The organism is Mycobacterium sp., from assembly GCF_049281135.1.
Taxonomy (GTDB): domain Bacteria; phylum Actinomycetota; class Actinomycetes; order Mycobacteriales; family Mycobacteriaceae; genus Mycobacterium.
Genome location: NZ_JBAPRN010000094.1, coordinates 1 through 23183, shown reverse-complemented (window position 1 = coordinate 23183; position 23183 = coordinate 1). Strand labels below are relative to the sequence as shown.

The 23183-nt window shown below is 65.4% G+C and carries 26 protein-coding genes, 1 tRNA gene and 1 pseudogene; 17 read left to right on the top strand and 11 right to left on the bottom strand.

The window, feature by feature from the left end:
• The 3 genes and pseudogenes from WAN02_RS03935 to mdlC form a co-directional block, all read right to left on the bottom strand.
• Window positions 1-317 (bottom strand): annotated as a pseudogene (locus tag WAN02_RS03935) (hypothetical protein); the annotation flags it as partial.
• Between the two features lie 32 nt (window positions 318-349).
• The gene (locus WAN02_RS03930; RefSeq protein ID WP_422262869.1) at window positions 350-1324 is read right to left on the bottom strand and encodes a quinone oxidoreductase family protein; all 975 of its coding nucleotides are present in this window, start codon (window positions 1322-1324) and stop codon (window positions 350-352) included.
• A complete protein-coding gene (gene mdlC, locus WAN02_RS03925) occupies window positions 1324-2937 on the bottom strand; it encodes a benzoylformate decarboxylase (RefSeq protein WP_422262868.1) in 1614 nt (537 codons plus the stop codon). The genes WAN02_RS03930 and mdlC overlap by 1 nt, the downstream gene beginning before the upstream one ends.
• Window positions 2938-3150: 213 nt before the next feature.
• Here mdlC and WAN02_RS03920 point away from each other — a divergent pair, with 213 nt between their 5' ends.
• From WAN02_RS03920 to WAN02_RS03895, 6 genes are all read left to right on the top strand, one after another.
• Complete coding sequence (locus WAN02_RS03920) at window positions 3151-4083, top strand: class I SAM-dependent methyltransferase (protein WP_422262867.1); 933 nt, start codon at window positions 3151-3153, stop codon at window positions 4081-4083.
• 219 nt (window positions 4084-4302) lie between these two features.
• Window positions 4303-4569, top strand: a complete 267-nt coding sequence (locus WAN02_RS03915) for a hypothetical protein (RefSeq protein ID WP_325686784.1) — start codon at window positions 4303-4305, stop codon at window positions 4567-4569.
• A complete protein-coding gene (locus WAN02_RS03910; protein ID WP_325686786.1) occupies window positions 4566-4721 on the top strand; it encodes a hypothetical protein in 156 nt (51 codons plus the stop codon). Before WAN02_RS03915 ends, WAN02_RS03910 begins: the two co-directional genes overlap by 4 nt.
• 60 nt (window positions 4722-4781) lie before the next feature.
• The gene (locus WAN02_RS03905; protein WP_422262866.1) at window positions 4782-4940 is read left to right on the top strand and encodes a DUF6131 family protein; all 159 of its coding nucleotides are present in this window, start codon (window positions 4782-4784) and stop codon (window positions 4938-4940) included.
• A 122-nt stretch (window positions 4941-5062) separates the two neighbouring features.
• On the top strand, window positions 5063-5767 hold the full coding sequence (locus tag WAN02_RS03900; protein WP_422262872.1) for a response regulator transcription factor: 705 nt from the start codon (window positions 5063-5065) through the stop codon (window positions 5765-5767).
• Between the two features lie 2 nt (window positions 5768-5769).
• Complete coding sequence (locus tag WAN02_RS03895; RefSeq protein ID WP_422262865.1) at window positions 5770-7239, top strand: sensor histidine kinase; 1470 nt, start codon at window positions 5770-5772, stop codon at window positions 7237-7239.
• A 107-nt stretch (window positions 7240-7346) separates the two neighbouring features.
• Here the strand turns inward: WAN02_RS03895 and WAN02_RS03890 are convergent, their stop codons facing one another.
• Window positions 7347-7820, bottom strand: coding sequence for a lipoprotein LpqH (locus WAN02_RS03890; RefSeq protein ID WP_422262864.1), 474 nt, complete (start codon window positions 7818-7820; stop codon window positions 7347-7349).
• 282 nt (window positions 7821-8102) lie between these two features.
• Between WAN02_RS03890 and WAN02_RS03885 the strand changes: the two genes are divergently transcribed.
• Complete coding sequence (locus WAN02_RS03885) at window positions 8103-9974, top strand: alkyl/aryl-sulfatase (RefSeq protein ID WP_422262863.1); 1872 nt, start codon at window positions 8103-8105, stop codon at window positions 9972-9974.
• 152 nt (window positions 9975-10126) lie between these two features.
• Here WAN02_RS03885 and WAN02_RS03880 read toward each other — a convergent pair whose 3' ends face one another.
• From WAN02_RS03880 to WAN02_RS03860, 5 genes are read right to left on the bottom strand one after another with little or no spacing between them, the layout of a single operon-like run.
• The gene (locus tag WAN02_RS03880; RefSeq protein ID WP_422262862.1) at window positions 10127-11101 is read right to left on the bottom strand and encodes an NADPH:quinone oxidoreductase family protein; all 975 of its coding nucleotides are present in this window, start codon (window positions 11099-11101) and stop codon (window positions 10127-10129) included.
• Window positions 11101-11715, bottom strand: a complete 615-nt coding sequence (locus WAN02_RS03875; protein WP_422262861.1) for a TetR/AcrR family transcriptional regulator — start codon at window positions 11713-11715, stop codon at window positions 11101-11103. Before WAN02_RS03875 ends, WAN02_RS03880 begins: the two co-directional genes overlap by 1 nt.
• Window positions 11705-12988 carry an acyl-CoA dehydrogenase family protein gene (locus WAN02_RS03870; RefSeq protein WP_422262860.1) on the bottom strand — a complete coding sequence of 428 codons (1284 nt, stop codon included), beginning with the start codon at window positions 12986-12988 and terminating at the stop codon, window positions 11705-11707. The genes WAN02_RS03875 and WAN02_RS03870 overlap by 11 nt, the downstream gene beginning before the upstream one ends.
• 19 nt (window positions 12989-13007) lie before the next feature.
• The gene (locus WAN02_RS03865) at window positions 13008-13772 is read right to left on the bottom strand and encodes an SDR family NAD(P)-dependent oxidoreductase (RefSeq protein ID WP_422262859.1); all 765 of its coding nucleotides are present in this window, start codon (window positions 13770-13772) and stop codon (window positions 13008-13010) included.
• Window positions 13769-14782 carry a phosphotransferase family protein gene (locus WAN02_RS03860; protein ID WP_422262858.1) on the bottom strand — a complete coding sequence of 338 codons (1014 nt, stop codon included), beginning with the start codon at window positions 14780-14782 and terminating at the stop codon, window positions 13769-13771. Before WAN02_RS03860 ends, WAN02_RS03865 begins: the two co-directional genes overlap by 4 nt.
• A gap of 82 nt (window positions 14783-14864) precedes the next feature.
• Here WAN02_RS03860 and WAN02_RS03855 point away from each other — a divergent pair, with 82 nt between their 5' ends.
• Window positions 14865-15485 (top strand): histidine phosphatase family protein, encoded by a 621-nt coding sequence (locus tag WAN02_RS03855; protein WP_422262857.1) that lies wholly within the window; start codon window positions 14865-14867, stop codon window positions 15483-15485.
• A 22-nt stretch (window positions 15486-15507) separates the two neighbouring features.
• Entirely contained in the window at window positions 15508-16542 is a 1035-nt protein-coding gene (locus WAN02_RS03850) for a phosphotransferase family protein (protein ID WP_422262856.1), read from the top strand.
• 1 nt (window position 16543) lies between these two features.
• Here the strand turns inward: WAN02_RS03850 and WAN02_RS03845 are convergent, their stop codons facing one another.
• On the bottom strand, window positions 16544-16900 hold the full coding sequence (locus WAN02_RS03845; RefSeq protein ID WP_422262855.1) for a LapA family protein: 357 nt from the start codon (window positions 16898-16900) through the stop codon (window positions 16544-16546).
• A gap of 77 nt (window positions 16901-16977) precedes the next feature.
• On the opposite strand from WAN02_RS03845, the gene WAN02_RS03840 reads away from it, so the two are divergent.
• From WAN02_RS03840 to WAN02_RS03820, 5 genes are read left to right on the top strand one after another with little or no spacing between them, the layout of a single operon-like run.
• Window positions 16978-17919: an ABC transporter substrate-binding protein gene (locus tag WAN02_RS03840; RefSeq protein WP_422262854.1), complete on the top strand. Its 942-nt coding sequence runs from the start codon at window positions 16978-16980 to the stop codon at window positions 17917-17919.
• A 3-nt stretch (window positions 17920-17922) separates the two neighbouring features.
• Window positions 17923-19020 carry an ABC transporter ATP-binding protein gene (locus WAN02_RS03835; RefSeq protein WP_422262853.1) on the top strand — a complete coding sequence of 366 codons (1098 nt, stop codon included), beginning with the start codon at window positions 17923-17925 and terminating at the stop codon, window positions 19018-19020.
• A 2-nt stretch (window positions 19021-19022) separates the two neighbouring features.
• Window positions 19023-19706, top strand: a complete 684-nt coding sequence (locus WAN02_RS03830; RefSeq protein ID WP_422262852.1) for an ABC transporter permease — start codon at window positions 19023-19025, stop codon at window positions 19704-19706.
• Window positions 19703-20425 carry an ABC transporter permease gene (locus WAN02_RS03825; protein ID WP_422262851.1) on the top strand — a complete coding sequence of 241 codons (723 nt, stop codon included), beginning with the start codon at window positions 19703-19705 and terminating at the stop codon, window positions 20423-20425. The genes WAN02_RS03830 and WAN02_RS03825 overlap by 4 nt, the downstream gene beginning before the upstream one ends.
• 41 nt (window positions 20426-20466) lie before the next feature.
• The gene (locus WAN02_RS03820; protein WP_422262871.1) at window positions 20467-21027 is read left to right on the top strand and encodes a putative glycolipid-binding domain-containing protein; all 561 of its coding nucleotides are present in this window, start codon (window positions 20467-20469) and stop codon (window positions 21025-21027) included.
• On the opposite strand, the gene WAN02_RS03815 is transcribed toward WAN02_RS03820, so the two are convergent.
• Window positions 20990-21934 carry a prephenate dehydrogenase gene (locus WAN02_RS03815; RefSeq protein ID WP_422262870.1) on the bottom strand — a complete coding sequence of 315 codons (945 nt, stop codon included), beginning with the start codon at window positions 21932-21934 and terminating at the stop codon, window positions 20990-20992. The genes WAN02_RS03820 and WAN02_RS03815 overlap by 38 nt on opposite strands.
• Before the next feature lie 119 nt (window positions 21935-22053).
• On the opposite strand from WAN02_RS03815, the gene WAN02_RS03810 reads away from it, so the two are divergent.
• The 3 genes from WAN02_RS03810 (at window position 22054) to WAN02_RS03800 (ending at window position 23141) form a co-directional block, all read left to right on the top strand.
• Entirely contained in the window at window positions 22054-22566 is a 513-nt protein-coding gene (locus WAN02_RS03810; RefSeq protein ID WP_325686722.1) for a tRNA adenosine deaminase-associated protein, read from the top strand.
• The gene (locus tag WAN02_RS03805; RefSeq protein ID WP_422262850.1) at window positions 22563-23021 is read left to right on the top strand and encodes a nucleoside deaminase; all 459 of its coding nucleotides are present in this window, start codon (window positions 22563-22565) and stop codon (window positions 23019-23021) included. The genes WAN02_RS03810 and WAN02_RS03805 overlap by 4 nt, the downstream gene beginning before the upstream one ends.
• 29 nt (window positions 23022-23050) lie before the next feature.
• Window positions 23051-23141 (top strand) — tRNA-Ser (locus WAN02_RS03800).
• The last annotated feature ends 42 nt before the right edge of the window (window positions 23142-23183 follow it).

Genomic DNA, 23183 nt, shown 5'->3' with positions numbered 1-23183 from the left:
CATAAGAATCGCGCGCAGATCCGGTAGGAATCCATCACGGCCGGCAGTGGCACACCGACGGCCGCTCGGCTGCGACCGGTCGCGGCGGCCGCGCGGGTGTCGTAGTTGATTTGCGGCGCGCCGAAGGCACCCAAGATGAAGTCAAGGTGAGTCCGCACCGTGGCGCGCAGTTGATCGTCGGACACCAGCGTGACAGTCCGGTGGAAGCTGACGTCGCGGCGCATCAGACCCAGCATGGTGTCGGACAACGCGTCGGCGCGGGACAACAGGGCCGCACCGAGTTCGGCCAGCTGCGCGTCGCCGGATTCGGCTGCCATAGCCGCAGCCTAGCCAGTGTCCGTTGGCCGGATCAGGGGATCAACACGGTTGAACCGTGGGTCTTGCGACCCTCCAGATCGCGGTGGGCTTGGGCTGCGTCCTGCAGCCGGTACCGGTCACCGGTGGTGACGGTGATCGTCCCGGCTTGGACGGCGGCGAACAATTCGTCAGTGCGCCAGGCGAATTCGTCGTAGGTGCGCAGAAAGTGCGGTCGCAGCGGGCGAGTCAGGTAGACCGAGCCCGCAGCATTGAGTCGCTGCGGGTCGACCGGCGGAACGGGGCCACTGGACGCGCCGTACAGCGCCAGCGTTCCGCGGACTGCCAGGCTGGCCAGGCTGGCGTCGAACGTCGACCTGCCGACCCCGTCGTACACCGCCGCGACGCCCGCACCGCCGCTGAGTGAACGGATCTTCGCGCCGAACGTGGCGGGATCGTCGGGGTATCCGAGCACGTCGACGGCTCCGGCGCGTCGGGACAATTCGGCTTTCGCCTCGGTGGAGACGGTGGTGATGACGCGTGCACCCAGGCTCGTCGCCCACTGGGTCAGGATCAACCCGACCCCGCCGGCGCCGGCGTGCAGTAGCACAGTGTCGCCGGAATCAATCGGGTACACCGACTTGATGAGTAGGTGGGCCGTCTGACCTTTCAGAATCGCGGATGCGGCAACCTCAGCGCTGACGCCATCGGGCACATGGCACACCAAATCGGCGGGTGCCAAGCAGTATTCGGCGTAGGCGCCGTCGGCATCGGAGGTTGCCACCCGGTCGCCAACCTGTGCGGTCTGCACTCCTTCACCAACGGTGGCCACCGTGCCGGCCACCTCGCTGCCAAGGATGAACGGCAACGCATGCGGGTACAGCCCGGTCCGAAAATACGTGTCGACGAAGTTGACGCCGATCGCCTCGGTCTTGATCAGCAATTGTCCGGACGCCGGCGCCGGAACCGGCCGCTCCACATACGCGAGCACCTCGGGCCCGCCTGTCTCGGAGACCTCTATCGCATGCATCAGCCGAGATGTGCGACTTGAGGTTTGGTCGGAACGACGATGACGGTGGGCCCGTCCGCGCCGAGTGCCGCGTTGAATTCCTTAGCCAACTGCTCGGTCCCGTCGACGGTGACCGCGTGACACCCGAAGCCGACCGCGAGCGACTCGATATCGAGCCCCGGCAAGTTCAGCCCGGGCACGTTGGGCGTCTTCTCCAATAGCGCAAAGGATTTCAGTACCGAGTATTCACCGTTGCGCATCACGACGAATACGATGGGCAGCTTGTGTTGCGCGGCTGTCCAGATCGCCTGAATGGAGTATTGGAAGGAGCCGTCGCCGATCGTCGCGATGACGGCGCGTTTGCGACCGACGGCGCGATCTCCCAGTGCGACACCCACTGCCCCCGGTACTCCCCAGCCGATGCCACCGCTGCCGGTGGCGAAGAACGAGAGGGGGTGGACGGTCGGTAACCAGCGCTCCTGCTCGGCCATTGTCGATGTCGATTCATTCACCAGGGCGGAGTTCGCGGGCTTCAAGACGTTCAGCGCCGAATAGACCTGGACGGGCTCTAAGGGCGCGTGTGCAGATTCGACCCTGCCGGGGGTCCGGTCCAGCGGCTTGGGCGTCGGTCTGCCGGTCTTGGCCTCGATCAACGGGGTGAGCTGTCGCAACGCCAGCAGGGTATCGCTCAGCAAGCTGTCGCCCACTTGCGCCGCACCGGCTAGGAACGGGTCACCGGTAATCTGCAGCAGCTCAGTGTCTTCGGGCAGGTACTCGCCGGGCACGTAGGGGTAATAACGGAAGACCTGTGCGCCGATCACCACCACCAAGTCGTGACCGCGCAGCGTCTCGGTGACCTCGGCGATCGTCATCGGCAGCAGGCCCTGGTAGAGGGGATGATCTTCGGGGAACGACAGCCGATCCGGCAACGGCCCCGAATACACCGGGGCGTGGACCTTTTCCGCGAGTTCGACCGCGGCGTCCCAGCCGCCGGCCCGATCGACCTCGGGTCCGAAGACCAGCGCCGGCCGCTGGGCTCGATTGATGCGTTCGGCAAACTCGGCGAGGCGTTCCGCATCGGGCGCAGATCGCTGGCTGGCGGTGCGAACGACCGCTGGCCCGAGTGCTGGCTTCTCCCAATCATCAAGGGGGATAGATAGATACACCGGGCCGGCCGGCGGCTGAGTGGCGATCGCGTAGGCGCGCATGAATGCGGCCGGTACGTCCTCGGCCCGCGCCGGCTGGTACACCCATTTCGCCCACGGCAGAGGCAGCAGCGCTTCGTTGCTGTTGGTCAGGTACGGCTCGCAGAGCACCATCTCGCGGGTCTGCTGGCCGGCCGTCACGATCAGCGGGGTGTTGCTTTTGTACGCCGCGATCAAACTGCCCATGGCGTTACCGGTCCCGGCCGCGGTGTGCAGATTCACCAACGCCGGCTTGCCGGTGGATTGCGCGAAGCCGTCGGCCATCGCCAACACCGAGGCCTCCTGCAGGCCCAAGATGTAATGGAAGTCATCGGGGAAGTTCTTCAGGAATGTCTGTTCGGTAGATCCGGGGTTACCGAACACCGTCGTCAAGCCCAATTCACGTAGCAGGTCGTAGGTAACGTCCCAGACGGTGGGTTGGGAAGTCATGAGCCAACGCTCCTTTCGTCGCGGGCGCCTCGCCTGCGTTGCCTTGGATTCTGCTGCTCAGACTCGCGAAATGTCTATGGTGTGGTGGACAGCGGTGCGGGCCGATCGCGGTGCAGCGCCACATCCGGACAGTTTCCGCGCGCACGCGGTCCAGCTTCCTCACAGCGGGCACCGGTAGTGTCCGATGCTGGCTACTAATGAGGAGGAACGACGATGCCGCGCACCGACAACGATTCCTGGGAGATCACCGAGAGTGTGGGGTCGACGGCACTCGGCGTGGCTGCGGCCCGCGCCGCCGAGACCGACAGCGAAAACCCGCTGATCCAGGATCCGTTCGCCCGCGCAGTTCTGGACGCGGCCGGCGAAGGCATGTGGAGCCTGACGTCAGATCCCAAGTTGTCAGCCGCACTGACCGATCTTGTTCCGGACCTGGCAGCGCACACCCAGGCGATGGTCGACTTCATTGCGGTGCGCACCAAATGGTTCGACGAGATCTTCCTCGACGCGGTGTCCTCCGGTGTTCGCCAAGTGGTGATCCTGGCGGCTGGCTTGGACTCACGCTCTTGGCGGTTGTCGTGGCCCGCCGGTACCACGGTGTACGAGCTCGATCAGGCCAAAGTGCTGGACTTCAAGTCGACCACCCTGGCGCAGCGCGGTGCGCAGCCGATCGCGCGACTGGTGAGCGTCGCGGTCGACCTGCGGGACGACTGGCCAACGGCATTGCGGGAAGCGGGCTTTGACGAATCCATCCCCACGGTGTGGTCAGCCGAAGGAATACTGCGTTATCTGCCTGCGGCGGCCCAGGATTTACTGTTCGAGCGGATCGACTCGCTCAGCGCCGCGGGCAGCTGGCTGGCCACCAACGGCCCCTCGAAACAGGCGGTGAATCCCGATCTGCTGGCCAGACAGCGGGAGCAGTCGAACCGTTTCCGTGCCGCAGCGGCCCAGGTGCTCGGTACCGAAATCCCCAACGTGGAAGAACTTTGGTATCCCGAGGAGCGCACCGAGATCGTCGACTGGCTGGGCGAGCATGGCTGGGACGCGTCGGCCATCGGCATGGCCGACCTGCTGGCCCGGCACGGTCGCACCGTCCCCGGAGACGACGTGATGCACCACGTTGTATTTACGTCCGCGCGCCGGCCCTGATTCGCTGAACCGCTAGTACCGTTCGGGTCAGGTTGTCGATAACTCGCCAATTTTCTTGCACCCGAGTACCTATCCGGCGTCAGGAACTTTGCAATCCGCTGAAGGGCTCTGCCGGCGGGATTAGTTCCCCTGTCGGTTTTTCAGATCTTTGGTCCAAATGTTTGGACGCTTGCCGTCCTGGGTACGCGTAGGTCTGCTCTACGATTTTGCCCGACATTGATGGAGGTCAGGATGCGTGGCGGAGGTTTGATCAGTGCGATTGTGGTGGTCTGGTTGGTAATCGGCGTCATCGCCGCGTTCCAACGGGACTACCTGAAGAACACCCCGCAAAATTGTGCCACGTTAGGCACTATCGCAGTCACAGTAATCGCAGGTCCCCTGAATTACGCGGGTGTGAACCCCCGGGTGACCGATTGTCATCTACCGCAACCCAGTTCGATGCCCGCCATGGACATCGACCAGGTGATTGGAATGGAGGCGTCATGATCGGCCTGGGCATCATCTTGTTGATACTCGGATACGTACTGAAAGTGGCTGTGCTGCAAACGATCGGTGTGGTCCTGCTCGTTATCGGTGCGGTGTTGTGGGTGCTCGGTTCCGTTGGTCGCCCGGTGGGTGGCAGACGCTACTGGTACTGACGCCGTTATTGCGAAATCAGTCTGAATACCTGAAATCTGAATACCTGAAATGGAGTCGTCATGATAGTTCTCGGAATAGTTTTGCTCGTCATCGGATATTTCGTTCCGAGCCTCAGCATCTTGTACACAATTGGCGGGATTCTTGTGGTCATTGGTGTGATTCTGTGGGTGCTTGGCGCCGTGGGTCGACCGGTGGGCGGTCGTAAGGTCTGGTTCTAACCGCGCTGACCCCTCGAGGTTGGCTCACAGCTACCACATAGGTGCGCCATAGCAATGCCCCATCGGGCTGCGCATACTAGGTAGTTGTGAGCCAACCCCAAGCCCCCGCCGAACGCATCGTCATGCGTCGTGCTGACGGGAACCCGATCAACGTGCTGGTGGTCGACGACGAAGCCGTCCTCGCCGAAATGGTGTCGATGGCATTGCGTTACGAAGGCTGGAACATCGCCACCGCCGGCGACGGAGCGGCAGCTCTGGAATCCGCGCGATCGCAGCGGCCGGACGTTGTCGTTCTCGACGTGATGTTGCCCGACATGAGCGGGCTGGACGTGTTGCGAAAACTCCGCGAAGAAAGCCCGCAGCTCCCGGTGCTGCTGCTGACCGCAAAGGACGCGGTCGAGGACCGCATCGCCGGACTCACCGCCGGAGGCGACGACTACGTCACCAAACCATTCAGCCTGGAAGAAGTGGTGCTGCGGCTGCGCGCGCTGCTGCGGCGCACCGGGGTCACCACGGAGGACAGCGGCGCGCAGCTGATCGTCGGCGACCTGGTGCTCAACGAGGACAGCCACGAGGTGACTCGCGCCGGTGAGCCAATCTCGTTGACGTCCACCGAATTCGAACTGTTGCGCTTCATGATGCGCAACGCCAAGCGGGTATTGAGCAAGGCGCAGATCCTGGACCGGGTATGGAGCTACGACTTCGGCGGTCGCTCCAACATCGTCGAGCTGTATATCTCCTACCTACGTAAGAAGATCGATAACGGGCGTGAGCCCATGATCCACACGCTTCGCGGCGCCGGGTACGTCCTCAAGCCGGCACGCTAACCATGGGCCAGGCTTGGTCCCTTCGGTTTCGGCTGTTGGTCGGTCAAGTCGTCGTCCTCGCGGTCGTGTGTATCGGAATCGGCGTGGCGACCGAGCTCGCGCTGTACCGATACCTGGTCGCGCAGCTCGACACCCAGTTGCGCGACGCCTCGCAGCGTTCGGTGCGGATAATCGGCGAACCGTCCACCGCGCCGTGGCGGCACCATCAGCGGCCGTTTCCCCGACCGGGCCCGGGCCCGGTGTTCTTGGACGCTCCGGGCCAGCCGGTGGGCATGGTCGCGGCTGTCACCGGCCCCGGCGGGGCGATCGATGCCGGCTATCTGACCACCGCCGGTGGTCGCGCCGCGTTGACCGACGCCGCCCGGGCCGAGTTGGGCGCGCTGCCGGTCAACCGGCCACCGGCGACCATCAACATCGACGGCTTGGGGCGTTATCGCGTGGTCGCCGCATTCGCCCGGCGCAGCGGTGACATTGTCATCACCGGCCTGTCGATGTCCGACGTCGACGCGACAATGATCCGCGTCTTGCTGATCTTCGGCGTCGTCACCGTCATCGCCGTTGCGGCGGCCACCACCGCCGGCATCGTGATCATCCGACGGGCGCTGGCCCCATTGCGGCGGGTCGCCCAAACCGCCGGCGAGGTCGTCGATCTGCCGCTGGACCGCGGCGAAGTCGCACTGCCGATGCGGGTGCTCGAGTCAGATGCCAACCCGCGCACCGAAGTTGGTCAACTGGGCTCCGCGCTCAACCGAATGCTCGACCATATCGCTGCCGCGTTGTCGACCCGGCAGGCCAGTGAGACGCGGGTACGGCAATTCGTCGCCGACGCCAGCCACGAGCTGCGCACCCCGTTGGCCGCTATCCGTGGTTACACCGAGCTGGCCCAACGCGTGGGAGACGACACCGACGCCGTGGCGCATGCGATGAGCCGCGTGCAGTCCGAGACCGAGCGGATGACCCACCTCGTGGAGGACCTACTCCTGTTGGCCCGCTTGGACTCTGGGCGGCCCCTGGAACGCGAATCGGTGGACCTTTCGCGGGTGGCCGTCGACGCGGTCAGCGATGCGCACGTCGCTGGTCCGGATCACCAGTGGGAGCTCGATCTACCCGAAGAGCCGGTGATCGTCCTGGGCGATGCGGCCCGGCTGCATCAGGTGCTCGCCAACCTGTTGGCCAACGCCCGTGTGCATACCAGTCCGGGAACCGTGGTGACCACTCGATTGCAGTTGGACGGAACGCATGCCGCGCTGAGCGTGTGCGACAACGGGCCTGGAATACCGCAGCAACTGCAGTCGGAGGTATTCGAGCGCTTCGCCCGCGGCGACACATCGCGATCCCGTAAGGGCGGAAGTACCGGCCTGGGGCTGGCCATCGTCTCGGCGGTGGTGAAAGCACACAACGGCACGATCACGCTGGACAGCGCGCCGGGGCACACCGACTTCACGGTTCGATTGCAGCTCGCCGAGTCATGAAACTCAAAGGCATACAACAGGATTGATCATCCTGAGCGGAAATCCACCGCGCGACAGCGACGCCGGGTCGTCACTGTCGCGCCGTGCGATTCGATCGAGATCGAGGCCTACGGGCAGGTCACATCGATTTCGAAGGGCTTGTTCACCGGTTGCATCGGGTTGGCCATGTCCACCCCGGTCGCAGTTCCGCTGATCTTGTACTTGCTGCCATCCTTGGTGGCGGTGGCGTTGCCCTGGCCGGTGCCGGGGGTGTAGCCAAGCGTCACACCGTTGACGTTGCCCAGCCCGACCGACTTCACTCCGGGCGGAGTGGCATCGGTCAGCACGACGCCGATGCCGGTTTGTGCTCCACCGATGGCGATGTTGACCGTGCCGGCGGCACTGGTGCAGGCAACGGTGCCTTGCACGGTCTGGTCTTTGCCGTCGATGGTGACCTTCGCTGTCGAGGAGCCATTCGACACCGCCGCGGAGGTCCCGTTCGACGATGCACTGGTACCGCTCTTCTTGTCGCTCGAACAGCCAGACAGGCCCACGACGACGATCGCCAGCCCTGCTGCGGCGACCGCTACTGAACGCTTCACCCGGTTCTCCTTTGTTGTTGTGGCGGCCCGTCAACGTTGACGGACCGTTTCGGCAGTATGCAGCTTTGCTGGAACCGCGGATAGCGAATTGAGCAAAAATTAAGCTCCCTGTTGAGACGGCCTGATGCTGCGTCAGCAGAAATTTGCCGGTCGTATTCCTACGCGGCGAATATCGGCGTCAAAGCCGGGGTCGGTTAAATGTCGGAATCTCCGCGATAATGTTTTCCTAACTGAATCGCCTGTCTCTTCCAACACCGATGTAATAGTGGCAATGTCTGTCCGGTGAACCACAAGGCGCCGACCGCGGCTATCGCATCCGCACATCAGAATCGCCGGCTACCACTAGACGACACCGCCGATTTCGCCGACGCCGACCGGGGATTCATCGGCGCACTGACGCCATGCGTCGTCAAGGCTGCCGACGGGCGAGTGGTGTGGGACAACGACAAGTATTCGTTCCTCACCGGTGACGCACCGACGTCGGTGGATCCCAGTCTGTGGCGGCAGTGCCAGCTGACTACCAAACAAGGCCTCTACGAAGTCGTGCCGGGCATCTATCAGGTACGCGGACTGGACCTCTCGAACATCAGCTTCATCGAGGGTGACACCGGCCTCATCGTGATCGATCCGCTGGTGTCCACCGAGGTGGCCGCCGCAGCGTTGCAGCTATATCGCAGCCACCGAGGTGATAGACCGGTGGTCGCGGTCATCTATACGCACAGCCACGTCGACCATTTCGGTGGCGTGCTGGGCGTCGCTACCCAGGCCGAGGTGGACGCGGGCCAGGTGGCCGTGCTGGCACCCGAAGGGTTCACCGAGCACGCCGTGCAGGAGAACGTCTATGCCGGCCCCGCCATGACACGCCGCGCCACCTATATGTACGGCAGCTTGCTGGAGGCTGGTCCGCGCGGACACGTCGGTTGTGGTCTGGGCCAAGCTCCCTCGCAAGGCGAGGTCGCGCTGATCGTGCCGACCGTCGACGTCAAGAGCACCGGTGAAACTCATACCATCGACGGCGTCGAGATCGAATTCCAGATGGCACCCGGCACCGAGGCGCCCGCCGAAATGCACTTCTATTTCCCGCGATTCCGCGCGTTGTGCATGGCCGAAAACGCCACGCACAACCTGCACAATCTGCTGACGTTGCGCGGCGCGCTGGTGCGCGACCCGCACGCCTGGTCGGGATATCTGACCGAAGCGATCGACTCCTTTTCCGACCGCGCCGATGTGGTGTTCGCCTCCCACCACTGGCCCACCTGGGGACGTGAGCGCGTCGTCGAATTCCTGGCTTTGCAACGCGATTTGTACGCCTACCTGCACGACCAGACGTTGCGGATGCTCAACCAGGGGCACACCGGCGCCGAGATCGCCGAGACATTGCAGATGCCCCCGGCGCTGGACAAGGCGTGGCACACCCACGGCTACTACGGCTCGGTCAGCCACAACGTCAAGGCGGTCTATCAGCGCTACATGGGCTGGTTCGACGGCAACCCGGCCCGGCTGTGGCCGCACCCACCCGAAGCGCTGGCCGGTCGATACGTCGAGGCGATCGGCGGCATCGACCGCGTCGTCGAGCTTGCTCAGCAGGCCTTCGACTCAGGCGATTTCCGTTGGGCGGCAACGCTGCTGGATCACGCCGTATTCGCCGACAGTGAGCACGCCGGCGCCCGCACGCTGCTCGCCGACACGTTGGAGCAGTTGGCTTACGGAGCGGAGAACGCGACGTGGCGCAACTTCTTTCTGTCCGGAGCGACTGAATTGCGCGACGGCAACTTCGGTACCGCTACGCAAGCCTCCTCGCCGACGTTGTTGTCGCAGCTGACGCCGGAGCAGATCTTCGACGGCCTGGCCATCAGCGTGAACGGACCCCGCGCGTGGGACTTGGACATCGCGATCGACGTGACGCTGGCCGATCTCGACGCCAACTACCGGCTCGCACTGCGCAACGGCGTTTTGGTGCAGCGCCGGGTGCCCGCCGACGCGGCCACCGCCAGCGTGACCATCAAGCTGGACAACGCTTTTCGTCTACTCTTGCTGGCGACGGGCGATTTCAGCTCGCCAGGAGTGGAGATCTCTGGCGACGAGGCTGCGCTGCAGCAGTTCCTGGGCGTCATCGAGCGGCCGGATCCGTCGTTCAACATCATCACGCCGTAGCGCACCGCGCTGTCACATTCGCCACACCGGTCTCCGGGCCGGCCGGGCACCGCTGTGCCCGCCTCTGAGCATCAATTCCCCCGTCGCTGATGGCTGTCGCTCGGAGGTGGGCACAACGCCTGCCCCGCTGCGGAGAGACGCGTGCGGACTTGTCACCCCGCGACGTCGATGAGCACCTTCCCGATCGCCTTGCGGTCGGCCACATGCCTGAGCGCTGCCCCGGTGTCAGCCAGCGCGAAACGGGCGCCGATGTAGGGCCGGATCGCGCCCGATGCGAACATCTGCCTCAACTCCCGCATATCGCGGGCGGAGTCGTCCGGCCGGTCGGTCACGAACGTACGAATCTCCATGCCGCGGACCATGATTCCCTTGAGTAGGATCAGGTTCAACGGAATGCGCGGGATCTCGCCGGCGGCGTAGCCCAGGGTGACGAAGGTCCCACCGCGGGCAAGTCCGCGCAGTGCCGGTTCAGCGTAAGGTCCCCCCACCGGGTCGAGCACCACTCGCGCGGCGTCGCCGGTGAGCTCGCGGATACGGCTTTTCAGGTCCTCCCGGTCGTAATCGACCGTCGCTTCCGCGCCGCGCTGTCGGCATAGCTCGAGTTTTTCCGCACTCGACGCAGCGGCCAACACCCGGGCCTTCATGGCCACCGCCAGATCGACGGCCGCCAGGCCCACGCCTCCCGCAGCGCCGAGGACGACCACCCAATCGCCCGGTTCGACGGCGGCGATCGAGCGCAGCGCGTGATAGGCCGTGCGGTAGGTGACGCCGAACGCCGCCGCGGAGGCGAAGTCGACGGCGTCCGGCATCTCGGTCACCATCGCCGAGTGCAGCAGCGCTTGTTCGGCGAACCCGCCGACGAACGTGGTGGCCGAAACACGTTGGCCCGGCTGGTAGGACACGCCCTCACCGACCGCGATGACTTCTCCGGCGAGCTCACTGCCCGGAGTGAACGGCACCGGAGCCTTGACCTGATACTTGCCTTCGATCATCAGCACGTCGGGGAAGTTGACCGCCGCCGCATGTACCCGCACCACCAGCTGGCCCGGTCCCGGCGCCGGATCGGCGACCTCGTCGACAACCAGGTCCTCAGGTGGTCCGTAAGCGTGGCAGACAACAGCACGCATCAGCTCACTCCCAACCCGCGCAAACAGAACTTCACCAAATGATCGACGTCGGCGGCGGCGGGCCGCTGCGCGGAATCCAGGTAGCGGCGCATGGCCGACACCGTACAAAGGAAAACAACGTCGGCGTCGCGGTCAGCATCATCGCTGCCGAGTGCGGCAATCGGCTCGATCAGCAGGTCGCGCATCGGCCGCATGATCGCGTCGTCTGCGGCCCGCCAGTCGGTGGTGGCCGAAACCTGGCCAGCGGCAGCACGACTCATGCTGATCAGGTGCGGGTCGGCCACTTGGGCGAGGGCCCCCTCGATCCAGCGCCGCACCCCACCGGCCGGCGTGCACTCCTTGGTCATCTGGTGCTGCAGGTAGGAGACGACGATGGCGACGCCCCGTTCCATCACCGCGAGGATCACGTCGTCTTTTCCGGCGAAGTAGCGGTAGAACGCCTTGTTCGACGAGCCGGCCTCAGTGACGATGTCGCTGACCCGCGGCGGCTCGGGCGCCACCCGTTCCATCACCCGAACGGCGGCGGCCAGAATGCGTTCGACCTCCTCGGTCGCGTCCCGCTGACGGTCGTCGAGCGCCCGCTCGACAGCCGCGGTGACGCGGCTACTGGCCAACTAATTCACCGTATTTGGCGCGGACCGCCTCGCGGCGGACGTCCAGCATCTCGCTGGGCCACTCGGCACTTTCGGCCTCGACGTTCTTGAGCAGCATCCGGGCCAGGTTGACCTTGTGTGCCTCGGTCGGACCGTCGGCAAGGCCGAGCGCGATACCGCCCAGCAGAACGTTGACCAGAGGCATCTGATCGGTGAGCCCGAGTGCACCGTGCACCTGAATAGCCCGCAGTGCAATCGATTTCAGTACTTGGGACGCCAGAATCTTGCACGTCGCGATCTCGGCGCGGGCGCCGTGCTCGTCGCCGCTGTCGATCAGCCAGGCGGCGTGCAGCACGGTCAACCGGAAGGGCGTCAGCTCGGTATAGGAGTCGGCGACAAACTGCTGTACCAACTGTTTGTCGGCCAGCAAAGTACCTTGCGTGAAGCGGCTTTTCGCGCGGCGGGCCATCATCTCGACGGTGCGCTGCGCCATTCCGATCGAGCGCATCGCGTGGTGCAGCCGGCCACCGGCCAGACGGGTTTGCAAGATCAGGAAGCCCTGGCCCGCCTCGCCGAGCAGCGCACTGTGCGGCACCCGCACGTCCTCGTAGTGGACCAGCGAATGGCCCGGCTCATGCGGGTCGGCGCCGACCAGGTGGTGGTTCGCCTCGATCTTGAGGCCCGGAGTGCCGGCCGGGATCAGGAATGTCGAAGCGCCGTGATGCACCGCTACGTCGGGATTGGTGATCGCGACGACGATGAAGAAGGAGGCGACGGATGCGTTGCTGGAGAAGTACTTTCGCCCGGTGATCACCCAGTCGTCGCCGTCGCGGACGGCGCGGGTGGTGAAGACGCGCGGGTCGGCTCCGCCTTGCGGCTCGGTCATCGAGAAGCAGGAGAAGATCTCACCGGATAGCAGTCCCGACAGGTAGCTGTCCTTCTGGTCCTGGGTGCCGAAGCGCGCGATGATCTCGGCGTTGCCGGTATCGGGTGCCTGGGTTCCGAACACGATCGGAGCCCACGGGCTGCGGCCCAGGATCTCGTTGATCAGCGTCAGCTTGACCGCGCCGAAGCCCTGCCCGCCGAGTTCGGGACCGAGGTGCGGCGCCCACAACCCTTGGCCGCGGACCTGTTGTTTGAGCGGGTCGACGATCTTGCGGCGCTCGTCGTTCAGCGGCAAGAACTCACAGCCGGGGAACAACACCTCCAGCGGCTCGACCTCTTCGCGGACGAACTCGCGGATCCAGTCGAGCTTCTTGGCGAACTCGGGTTCGGTAGAGAAGTCCCATGCCATATCGAAGTCTCCCTGCTAGTTACGGAATTCCACCGTCGGCTCGCAAAATCGAGCCGGTGGTGAAACTGGATGCGTCCGAGGCCAAAAACAATGCGGCGCCGACGATTTCGGTGGGATCACCCGCGCGCTGCAACGACAGGCCGCCGAACGGATTGTGCCCGGGCTGGCCCAGATTCCACGACTTGCTGACGTCGGTGAGGAAGGGGCCGGCCATCAAGGTGTTGACCCGGACCTCCGGCCCGAGTGCGCGTGCAAAGCCCTCGGTCATCGCGTTGAGCCCGGCCTTCGCGGACGCGTACGGGATGATGTCGGGCGCCGGGCGCAGCGAGCCGGAGGTGCTGACGTTGATGATCGACCCGCGGCCGGCGGCCATCATCCGCTCACCTATCAACGCGGACAACCGAAACGGGCCCTTGAGGTTGAGATTGACCACCGCGTCGAACAGCTTCTCGGTCACCTCGGTCAGCTTGTCGTACACCGGTGACATGCCCGCGTTGTTGATCAGCGTGTCGACCTTGCCAAACCGGTCGTACACCGCGTCGACAAGTCCGTCGAGCTCATTCCACCGGCCCACGTGCACTTGGTACGGCATCGCAGCGCGCCCGGTTTCGCTTTCGATCTGGTCGGCGACGGCGACGCAGTTCTCCATCTTTCGGCTGGCGATCACCACGTCGGCGCCGCAGCGGGCGACGCCGAACGCCATTTCCCGGCCCAAGCCGCGGCTGCCGCCGGTGATCAAGATGGTCTGGCCGGTCAGATCGAAAAGCTGCTCGGCGTAGCTCATTTGAGTGAACCTGCCATGTCGGCCGCGGTAGCGATCAGCTGGGGCACCATCGCCCCGAACGCGTCCTGGATCTTGGGGTCGACCTTGCCGCTGCGCACTCCCGCAGCGTAGGTCTTTTCCAGCACGATGCCGAGCTTCCAGTTGGCCAGCACCAGGTAGTAGTCGATGTTCTCGGTTGACAACCCGCTGACCTGCTCGTAGCGATCGAGCAACTCGCTGCGGGTCGGCATGCCCTTCATGTCCAGATAAAACCCATCTTCCTTGGGGTTTTCGCCGTCGTAGCCCAGCAGGCACCACGCGAGGTCGAGTAGCGGGTCGCCGACCGTCGTCATCTCCCAGTCCACGATCGCGGCGAGCCGGGCCGGCCCGCCGTGGGAGAACATGACGTTGGCGAACTGATAGTCGCCGTGCATGATGCCCGGCTTGTAGTGCGCCGGCCGGTTGCTGCGCAGCCAGCCGGCGGCGTCGTCGAGGCCGGGAAGGTCGCGCACCTTGTAGCTGTCCAGGAAGGCCAGCCACCGGTCGACCTGCCGTTCGTGGAATCCGTGCGGTCGGCCGAAGCCGTCCAGCCCGTGCACCTCCCAGTCCACTCGACCCAGCTTGGCCGCACCCTCGACGAGTTCGAAGGCCAGGCCGCGGCGGGCGTCTAAGTCGTCGTCGAACGGCGCCTCCCAACCGCCGTCCATCGGACTCCAGCCGTCGATCGCTTGCATCACGTAGAACGGCATGCCGAGCAGATCGCCGGCGTCGTTGGCTGCGATCAGCTCGGCATGTGGCACGTCGGTCCCGCCCAACGCGCGGACCAGTCGGATCTCGCGCAGCAGTCCGTCGATGCGGGCGGCGTCGGCACGGGCGCCGGGCATCCGCAGCACCATCCGCTCGTCGCCGCGATGGATGAGGTACAACGTATTCTGCGAGCCTCCGGACAGCTGTTCGAGGACAGTGTCTTCTCCGTCACCGGGAGCGTCGTTCGCGTCCAGCCAGCGCCCCAATACCACTGCATCCAGCATCCGCACACCCCAATCTCCATCTGGAGAATAGCATTCTCCAGTGAGATGACAAGGCCGTCAACGCGCGTGAAAAGCTGTGCGCATGCAGTTGCTTCTGGTCCGGCATGCGTTGCCGCTCCGCAGCGGCCCGGATCCCGAAGGAAGGGGCCAGGGCGCCGATCCGGACCTCGCCGACGAAGGGCGGGTGCAGGCAGCGCGACTGCCCGATGCACTGGCCCGGTTTCCGATTACCCGGCTGGTGAGCAGTCCGCAGCGGCGCGCGTTCCAGACCGCGGAACCGGTCGCCGTCGCGCGCGGGCTGGACGTCGAAATCGACGACCGCTTCGCCGAATACGACCGCGATCTGCCGGTGTACATCCCGATCGAGCAGATCCGCGCGGAGAACCCGCAGGAGTGGGCCCGGATGGCCGAGGGACACCTGCCCAGCACGGTCGACGAAGACGCGTTTCGGGCGCGGGTGCGGGCAGCCATCGACAACGTCGCCGCCACCGCCGAACACGACGACACCGTCGCGGTGTTCAGCCACGGCGGCGTGATCAACGTCGTCCTGCACGAGATTTTGGGAACCAAGCGGGTGCTGTCGTTTCCCATCGACTACGTCTCGGTGACTCGGCTGCTGTTCTCCCGGTCCGGTCAGGCCAGCGTGGTGACAGTGAACGGCACCGAGCACGTATGGGACCTGCTGCCGAGAAACCGCCGATGACTCGGGGTGATAGACAGAAGCCGTGACTCTCGATGGGCTCGACCTCTCCGCGCTGGACAAGCATCTGCGTTCGGTCGGCGTCGGCCGTGATGGGGAACTGACCGCGGAACTGATCTCCGGCGGCCGTTCCAACCTGACCTTTCTGGTGGCCGACGACGCGTCGAAGTGGGTGTTACGCCGTCCGCCGCTGCATGGGCTGACCCCGTCGGCACATGACATGGCGCGGGAGTACACGGTGGTCGCCGGGTTGGCCGATACCCCGGTTCCGGTGGCCCGCGCGGTCACGCTGTGCAACGACGCGTCGGTACTCGGCGCGCCGTTCCAGATGGTCGAATACGTTGCCGGACAAGTGGTACGCAGCCGCGCCGAACTTGAGGCCTTGGGCGGCCAACCCGTCATCGAGGGCTGCGTCGACGCGTTGATCAAGGTGCTGGCCGACCTGCACGCAGTCGATCCGGCCGCGGTGGGACTCGGCGACTTCGGCAAGCCCAGCGGATATTTGGAGCGCCAGGTCAGGCGGTGGGGATCGCAGTGGGAGCTGGTTCACCTGCCCGACGACGACCGCGACGCCGACGTCGCGCTACTCCACGCGGCCCTGCAGAACGCCGTTCCACAACAGAGCCGGACCTCAATCGTGCACGGCGACTACCGGATCGACAACACCATCCTGGATGCCGACGACCCGTCACAGGTGCGTGCTGTGGTCGATTGGGAGCTCTCCACGCTGGGCGATCCACTCAGCGATGCGGCGCTGATGTGCGTGTACCGCGACCCGTCGCTCGACTTGATCATCAACGCGCACGCCGCCTGGACGTCGCCGCAATTGCCGGTCGCCGACGAGCTCGCACACCGGTACTCGCTGATCTCCGGACAGCCGTTGGCGCACTGGAATTTCTACATGGCGCTGGCGTATTTCAAGCTGGCGATCATCGCCGCGGGCATCGACTTCCGCAGGCGGATGTCGGGCGGTGACGACGACGTGGACGCCTCCGACCGGGTCGGTGAGACCGTGGCGCCGCTGATCGCCCGCGGGCTGACCGAGCTGCGGAGCAGCTGATCTATCGGCCGGCGACGAGGCCGGCGGCGAGGTTCTTCTTTGCGGCGCGCCGCAACTGGAAGATTCGCGCTGTACCGGCCAGCACGGTGACCAGCCCGCCGCATATTGCCGCCAGCAGCAACTGCACTCCCAACGGCAGGGTGTAATGCCAGCCGAGGAAGGTGACCGGTGCGTCGGACAGGTTTTGGGTGATGAAGATCAGCAACACGATCAGGATCAGGAATCCAACGATCAAAGACGACCAGACGCTGGCAGTTCGGGTGAACTTGACCGCTGATTCTGGTGGTGGCACGGTATCCGGGACCGGCGCGGACGCCGCTGCGGGCTGTTCAGGTGATACAGACGGATCGCTGCTCATACTGTCATCTTTACCCTTTTCCGGTCTGAAGTGAACCGAACCACCGGGAAAAGCGTGCAACGCTAGTGTCGGTTGCTATGAGCATGCTGCGTCGGCACGGGCATCGCGTGGTGGTGTGGCTGACGGTGGTGTGCTTCACCGTCACATCCTGCGGCAGCGCGAACCCGCTCGGCGGAGCATCGACGAACGTGAACTCGATCGTGGTCGGGTCCGCCGGTTTTCCAGAATCCAAAATCATCGCCGAGATCTACGCACAAGCATTGCAGGCCAACGGCTTCAACGTCGGCCGGGAAATGGGCATCGGCAGCCGCGAGACGTATGTCCCTGCGCTGAAGGACCATTCGATCGACTTGGTGCCCGAGTACGTCGGCAATCTGCTGTCCTACTTTGAACCGTCCGCCACCATGACCATGCTCGACGACATCGAACTGGAGCTGTACAAACGGCTGCCCGGCGACCTGTCGATCCTGACGCCGTCGCCGGCATGCGACACCGACACTGTCACGGTCACCGCCGACACCGCTGCCAAATGGAACCTGAAGACGATCGGGGACCTGGCCCCGCATTCACCGGAGGTGAAGTTCGCCGCGCCGTCGGACTTTCTGGCCCGGCCCTCGGGTCTGAGCGGGCTGCGGCAGCGGTACGGGCTCGACATCGCGCCCGGAAACTTCGTGGCGATCAGCGACGACGGCGGTGCGGTCACCGTTCGCACCCTTGAAGAGGGGAAGGTGAACGCCGCCAATATCTTCAGCACGTCACCGGCCATTCTGCAGCACCGGCTGGTCGCGCTCGAAGATCCACTACATAACTTCCCGGCTGGAAACATTGTGCCGCTGGTGAATTCGCAGAAGAAAACCGACAAGCTCAAAGACGTGTTGGATGCGGTGTCGGCCAAGCTGACCAGCCGCGGGGTCGCCGACCTCAATGCTTCGGTAGCCGGAAATGACGGTATCGACCCGGATCAGGCCGCCCGGAACTGGTTGCATGACAACGGCTTCGACCACCCGATCGGGGGTTGACGGTTGATCAGCTTCCATGACGTGCACAAGGTCTATCCGGATGGAACTGTCGCCATCGACCGGCTGAACCTAGAAGTGCCCCGGGGAACGCTGACGGTCTTCGTGGGCCCGTCCGGGTGCGGCAAGACGACGTCGATGCGGATGATCAACCGGATGGCCGACCCGACGTCGGGAACCGTCGTCGTGGACGGCGCCGACATCGCGGGCGTCGACCCGGTGCGGCTGCGCCTGGGCATCGGCTACGTGATCCAGGGCGCGGGCCTGATGCCGCACCAACGGGTGATCGACAACGTCGCGACAGTGCCGGTGCTCAAAGGCCAGCCGCGGCGGGCGGCGCGCAAGGCCGCCTACACCGTGCTGGAGCGAGTGGGGCTGGATGCGAAGCTGGCCGCCCGCTATCCCGCGCAGCTGTCCGGCGGCGAGCAGCAGCGAGTCGGGGTGGCACGCGCGCTGGCCGCCGATCCGCCGATTCTGTTGATGGACGAACCTTTTTCGGCCGTCGATCCGCTCGTCCGCTTCGAGTTACAGCGCGAAATACTGCGGCTACAAGCCGAATTGCACAAAACCATCGTGTTCGTTACGCACGATATCGACGAGGCGATCCGGCTCGCCGACCGCGTGGCGGTGTTCGGCCCCGGCGGTGTGCTGCAGCAGTACGACGAGCCGGCCCACTTGCTGTCGCGTCCCGCCAACGATTTCGTGGCCAGGATGATCGGTGCCGGTCGTGGCTACCGCTGGTTGCAGTTCTTGGATGCGACGAGTCTGCCGATCCACGACATCACCATCATCACCGACTCGGCAGCCGTGGGCGAGGCGCAACTCCGCGACGGCTGGGCGCTGGTGGTCAAACCCGACGGCACGGCGTTGGGCTGGATCGACGCCGCCGGCGTGCGTAAGCATCGCGGCGGCGCGTCGCTGCGTGACAGCGTGACGTCGGTCGGGTCGGTGTTCCGGCCGGACGCCAACCTGAGCCAGGCATTGGACGCCGCATTGTCGTCCCCCGCAGCGATGGGTGTGGCCGTCGACAAAGCAGGCAAAGTCACCGGTGGAGTGCGAGCCGCTGATGTGTTGGCCGCCTTGGATTCTCATCGGCGAGATTAGCCATGCACTACTTACTCAACCACCTTCCGACGGCGTGGGCGCTCACCGTGATCCACCTGAGGCTGTCACTCGTGCCGGTGTTGGCTGGTGTGGCGATTGCGTTGCCCTGGGGCGTGCTGGCCTGGCGCTCCACGGCGCTGCGACGGCTGACCACTGTCGCCGCCAGCGCGGTATTCACCATCCCATCGCTGGCGCTGTTCGTGGTATTGCCGCTGGTGATTCCGACGCGCATCCTTGATGAGGCGAATGTCATCGTCGCGCTGACGCTGTACACCACGGCGCTGCTGGTGCGGGAGGTGTTCGAGGCGCTGGATGCCGTACCGCTGCAGGTTCGCGATGCGGCCACTGCTGTCGGTTACCGGCCGATCGCCAGGCTGATCAAAGTCGAACTGCCACTGTCTATCCCGGTGCTGGTCGCGGGCCTGCGCGTGGTGGTGGTGACCAACATTTCGATGGTCTCGGTGGGCGCGGTGATCGGCATCGGGGGCCTGGGCACCTGGTTCACCGAGGGCTACCAGGCGAACAAGAGCGACCAGATCGTGGCCGGGATCCTGGCCATCTTCGTGTTGGCGGTCATCATCGATGTCGTGCTGATGTTTGCCGGCCGGATGGCCACGCCCTGGGTCCGGGTTACGCGCCCCGGGCGCCGGCTGCTGACTGCCCCGGTGGTGGGCGGGTCGCGATGAACTTTGTCGGCCAGGCGCTGTCCTACCTGTTCACCGCGGAGAACTGGGCGGGTCCGGTCGGGCTGGCGGCCCGGACGCTGGAACATCTGGAATACACCGCGGCCGCCGTGGCGGTTTCGGCGCTGGTCGCCATTCCGCTCGGGCTGATCGTCGGGCATACCGGACGCGGCACGCTGCTGGTGGTCAGCCTGGTCAACGCGCTGCGCGCGCTGCCGACGCTGGGGGTTCTGCTACTGGCCGCGCTGCTGTGGGGCCTGGGTTTGGTGCCGCCGATCGCGGCACTGATGCTGCTGGGGATTCCGCCGCTGCTGGCGGGCACCTACGCCGGGCTGGCGGCGGTGGACCGCACGGTGGTCGACGCCGCCCGCGCGATGGGCATGAGCGAGTTGCAGGTGCTTTTTCGAGTCGAAGTGCCCAATGCGCTGCCGCTGATCATGGGTGGGCTGCGGACCGCGACGCTCCAAGTCGTCGCCACTGCGACCGTGGCGGCCTATGCCAGCTTGGGCGGGCTGGGCCGTTACCTGATCGACGGCATCAAGGTGCGGCAGTTCCACATCGCACTGGTCGGCGCACTGATGGTCGCAGCACTGGCACTGATCCTCGACGGCGTGTTGGCATTCGCGGTGTGGGCATCGGTGCCTGGTACCGGCCGACTGCGCCCAATCCCACACCGCCAAACGTCGAAATCTCTGCAGCCGTCGCCTAACGTAGACGCGTGAGCCCAGCCCCCGCAGATGCGACAAGCAGTTCCCGGTCGACGATGCTGACTTGGCGTTCACACGATGCCAGGCGCATGGAGTCGGTGCGAGTGCAGTTGTCCGGCAAGCGAATTAAAGCCAACGGCCGCATTGTTGCCGCCGAGGCCGACACCAACCCGGCATTCGCTGCCTACTACGATCTGCTGACCGACGAAACCGGTGCGACCAAGCGACTCGGCATGACGGTCACACTGGCCGAACGGGAACGACAGCTCGTCGTCGCACGTGACGAAGAGAACATGTGGATGGTCACCGACCACCAGGGTGAGTCGCGCGCCGCCTACCAAGGTGCGCTGGACGTCGACGTGGTGTTCAGTCCGTTCTTCAACGCGCTGCCGATTCGCCGGGTCGGTCTCAACGAGCGGGCCGACTCGATCACGGTTCCGACGATCTACGTGACGTTGCCGGACATGACCGTGGCTTCGGCGACGGTCAGCTACAGCAGCGCCGCCGCCGACTCCGGCGAGGGAATCAAGGTGCACTCGCCGGTATCGGACACCACGCTCACCGTCGACGCCGACGGGTTCATCGTGGACTACCCAGGCTTGGCAGAGCGGATCTGATCACCCCGCCGGCGCGGCCGGCGGCAGCAAGCTCTTGACGCCAATTCTCGGCGCCGACAAATACGGCGAAGATCTCCGGTCGCGAGAAGCTGTCGTAGCGTGCGCGGGCGGCATGGCCGCCCTCGACCAGCTCGGCGACGGAGTCGTTGTGCGCCAGCGAGTTTCGCGCTTCGCTCAGTAGTTCGATGGCCCGGTCCACCCGCGTCAGCAGCTGGCTTGCATTTGCTTCGCACATCGCACGCACCAGATCCGGTGCACTGCCCGCCACCCGGGTGCCGTCCCGGAAAGAACCCGCGGCCAGTGCAAACGCCAACGGCACCTCGGCCGCGGTAACAGCCAGCGCCTCGGCCAGCAGGTGCGGTAAATGCGAGATTGCTGCCGCGGCGGCATCGTGCTCGTCGGAGCGGGCGGGCACCAGGAACGACCCGAAGTCCAGCGCCAACTCCATCACCGTCGACCACACCGCCGGGTCCACATGGTCGTCCACGCTGATCACCCAGGGGGCACCGGTGAAAAGCCGGGCATGCCCGGCCTCCCAACCCGAGTGCGCCGTGCCCGTCATCGGGTGTCCCCCGACGAAGCGCGCCTGCAGGCCGGCCTTGGTGACGGCCTCGAGCACCGCGCCTTTGACGCTGGTGACGTCGGTCAGCGGGCAGTGGGGGGCGGCCTGACTGATATGGGTCAGCAGGGTCGGTAGCGCGGGCATCGGCACGGCCAGGACGATCAGCGCACCGAGGTCGGCGGCCTTGGTCAGCGCCTTGGTGAGGTCGGTGGTGGCGTCGAAGCCGTCGAAGCGGGCGGCCTGCGCTCCCTCGACCGAGCGGTTGTAGCCGAAGGCCTCACGACCGGCGGCCGTGGCGGCGCGCAATATCGAGCCGCCGATCAGTCCCAGGCCCAGCACGCACACCGGTGTCTTCGCCACCTGTCAAGGTTGGCATATCCATACGAATTCCTACCGGGCTATAGCGCTCGACGCGACCCCGATTTGCTGGTCAACGGGCCCTTACGCGACTAGCGTAGGCCTCCATGGGAGCACAGCGGGCTTCCGCGCAGGCGGACACTCCGGACGGATTCGGTGTGGCGGTCGTGCGTGAAGAGGGCAAATGGCGCTGCTCGGCGATGGGGCCCAAGGCGTTGGCGAGCTTAGGCGATGCCGAGACCGAGCTGCGTGAATTACGCAGCGCCGGAGCGGTTTTCGGCCTTCTCGACGTGGACGACGAGTTTTTCGTGATCGTGCGGCCCGCGCCGTCGGGCACCCGGCTGCTGCTTTCGGATGCGACCGCTGCGCTGGATTACGACATCGCCGCCGAGGTACTGGACAACCTGGACGCCGACATCGATCCGGAAGATCTTGAAGACGCCGAACCCTTCGAAGAGGGTGATCTCGGGTTGCTGTCCGATGTGGGGCTGCCCGAGGCGGTGCTCAGCGTCATCCTCGACGAGACCGATCTCTACGCCGACGAGCAGTTGGGCCGCATTGCGCGCGAGATGGGTTTCGCCGACGAGCTGTCGTCGGTGCTCGAGCGCCTCGGTCGGTGAGCTGCGACGAAGATCTGATCCGCGCTGCGCTCGCGGTTGCTGCGACCGCGGATCCCCGCGACGTCCCGGTGGGTGCGGTGGTCGTGGGGGCCGACGGAACCGAGCTGGCCCGCGCGGTCAATGCGCGTGAAGCCCTGGGGGATCCGACCGCACACGCCGAGGTCCTGGCCATTCGAGCGGCTGCGCGGGTGCTGGGTGACGGGTGGCGGCTGGCCGGTGCGACGCTGGCGGTGACGCTCGAGCCGTGCACGATGTGCGCGGGCGCGCTGGTGATGGCGCGGGTCGATCGGCTGGTGTTCGGGGCCTGGGAGCCCAAGACGGGTGCGGTGGGCTCGCTGTGGGACGTGGTCCGGGATCGCCGGCTCAACCATCGTCCGGATGTGCGCGGCGGCGTGCTGGCGCCGGAGTGTGCCGGCCTGCTGGAGACCTTCTTCGCCCGGCAGCGATTGGGATAGCCGAGCTGCTGTTCTGTAAGCTCTCCGGCGGTGGCGTGTCCGAGCGGCCTAAGGAGCACGCCTCGAAAGCGTGTGACGGGTAACCCCCGTCCGAGGGTTCAAATCCCTCCGCCACCGCCAATTTCTACCAGTGTGTTTGCGCAGTTCATAGCTGGTTTTTTG

Bases quoted from the DNA above. Each gene is read 5' to 3' on its own strand.
- WAN02_RS03870 (WP_422262860.1), bottom strand. From the start codon at position 12,988: ATGGCATGGGACTTCTCTACCGAACCCGAGTTCGCCAAGAAGCTCGAC.
- WAN02_RS03905 (WP_422262866.1), top strand. From the start codon at position 4,782: ATGATAGTTCTCGGAATAGTTTTGCTCGTCATCGGATATTTCGTTCCG.
- WAN02_RS03910 (WP_325686786.1), top strand. From the start codon at position 4,566: ATGATCGGCCTGGGCATCATCTTGTTGATACTCGGATACGTACTGAAA.
- WAN02_RS03855 (WP_422262857.1), top strand. From the start codon at position 14,865: ATGCAGTTGCTTCTGGTCCGGCATGCGTTGCCGCTCCGCAGCGGCCCG.
- WAN02_RS03810 (WP_325686722.1), top strand. From the start codon at position 22,054: ATGGGAGCACAGCGGGCTTCCGCGCAGGCGGACACTCCGGACGGATTC.
- WAN02_RS03820 (WP_422262871.1), top strand. From the start codon at position 20,467: ATGCTGACTTGGCGTTCACACGATGCCAGGCGCATGGAGTCGGTGCGA.
- WAN02_RS03825 (WP_422262851.1), top strand. From the start codon at position 19,703: ATGAACTTTGTCGGCCAGGCGCTGTCCTACCTGTTCACCGCGGAGAAC.
- WAN02_RS03930 (WP_422262869.1), bottom strand. From the start codon at position 1,324: ATGCATGCGATAGAGGTCTCCGAGACAGGCGGGCCCGAGGTGCTCGCG.
- mdlC (WP_422262868.1), bottom strand. From the start codon at position 2,937: ATGACTTCCCAACCCACCGTCTGGGACGTTACCTACGACCTGCTACGT.
- WAN02_RS03845 (WP_422262855.1), bottom strand. From the start codon at position 16,900: ATGAGCAGCGATCCGTCTGTATCACCTGAACAGCCCGCAGCGGCGTCC.
- WAN02_RS03830 (WP_422262852.1), top strand. From the start codon at position 19,023: ATGCACTACTTACTCAACCACCTTCCGACGGCGTGGGCGCTCACCGTG.
- WAN02_RS03840 (WP_422262854.1), top strand. From the start codon at position 16,978: ATGAGCATGCTGCGTCGGCACGGGCATCGCGTGGTGGTGTGGCTGACG.
- WAN02_RS03860 (WP_422262858.1), bottom strand. From the start codon at position 14,782: ATGCTGGATGCAGTGGTATTGGGGCGCTGGCTGGACGCGAACGACGCT.
- WAN02_RS03865 (WP_422262859.1), bottom strand. From the start codon at position 13,772: ATGAGCTACGCCGAGCAGCTTTTCGATCTGACCGGCCAGACCATCTTG.
- WAN02_RS03895 (WP_422262865.1), top strand. From the start codon at position 5,770: ATGGGCCAGGCTTGGTCCCTTCGGTTTCGGCTGTTGGTCGGTCAAGTC.
- WAN02_RS03880 (WP_422262862.1), bottom strand. From the start codon at position 11,101: ATGCGTGCTGTTGTCTGCCACGCTTACGGACCACCTGAGGACCTGGTT.
- WAN02_RS03915 (WP_325686784.1), top strand. From the start codon at position 4,303: ATGGAGGTCAGGATGCGTGGCGGAGGTTTGATCAGTGCGATTGTGGTG.
- WAN02_RS03900 (WP_422262872.1), top strand. From the start codon at position 5,063: ATGCGTCGTGCTGACGGGAACCCGATCAACGTGCTGGTGGTCGACGAC.
- WAN02_RS03920 (WP_422262867.1), top strand. From the start codon at position 3,151: ATGCCGCGCACCGACAACGATTCCTGGGAGATCACCGAGAGTGTGGGG.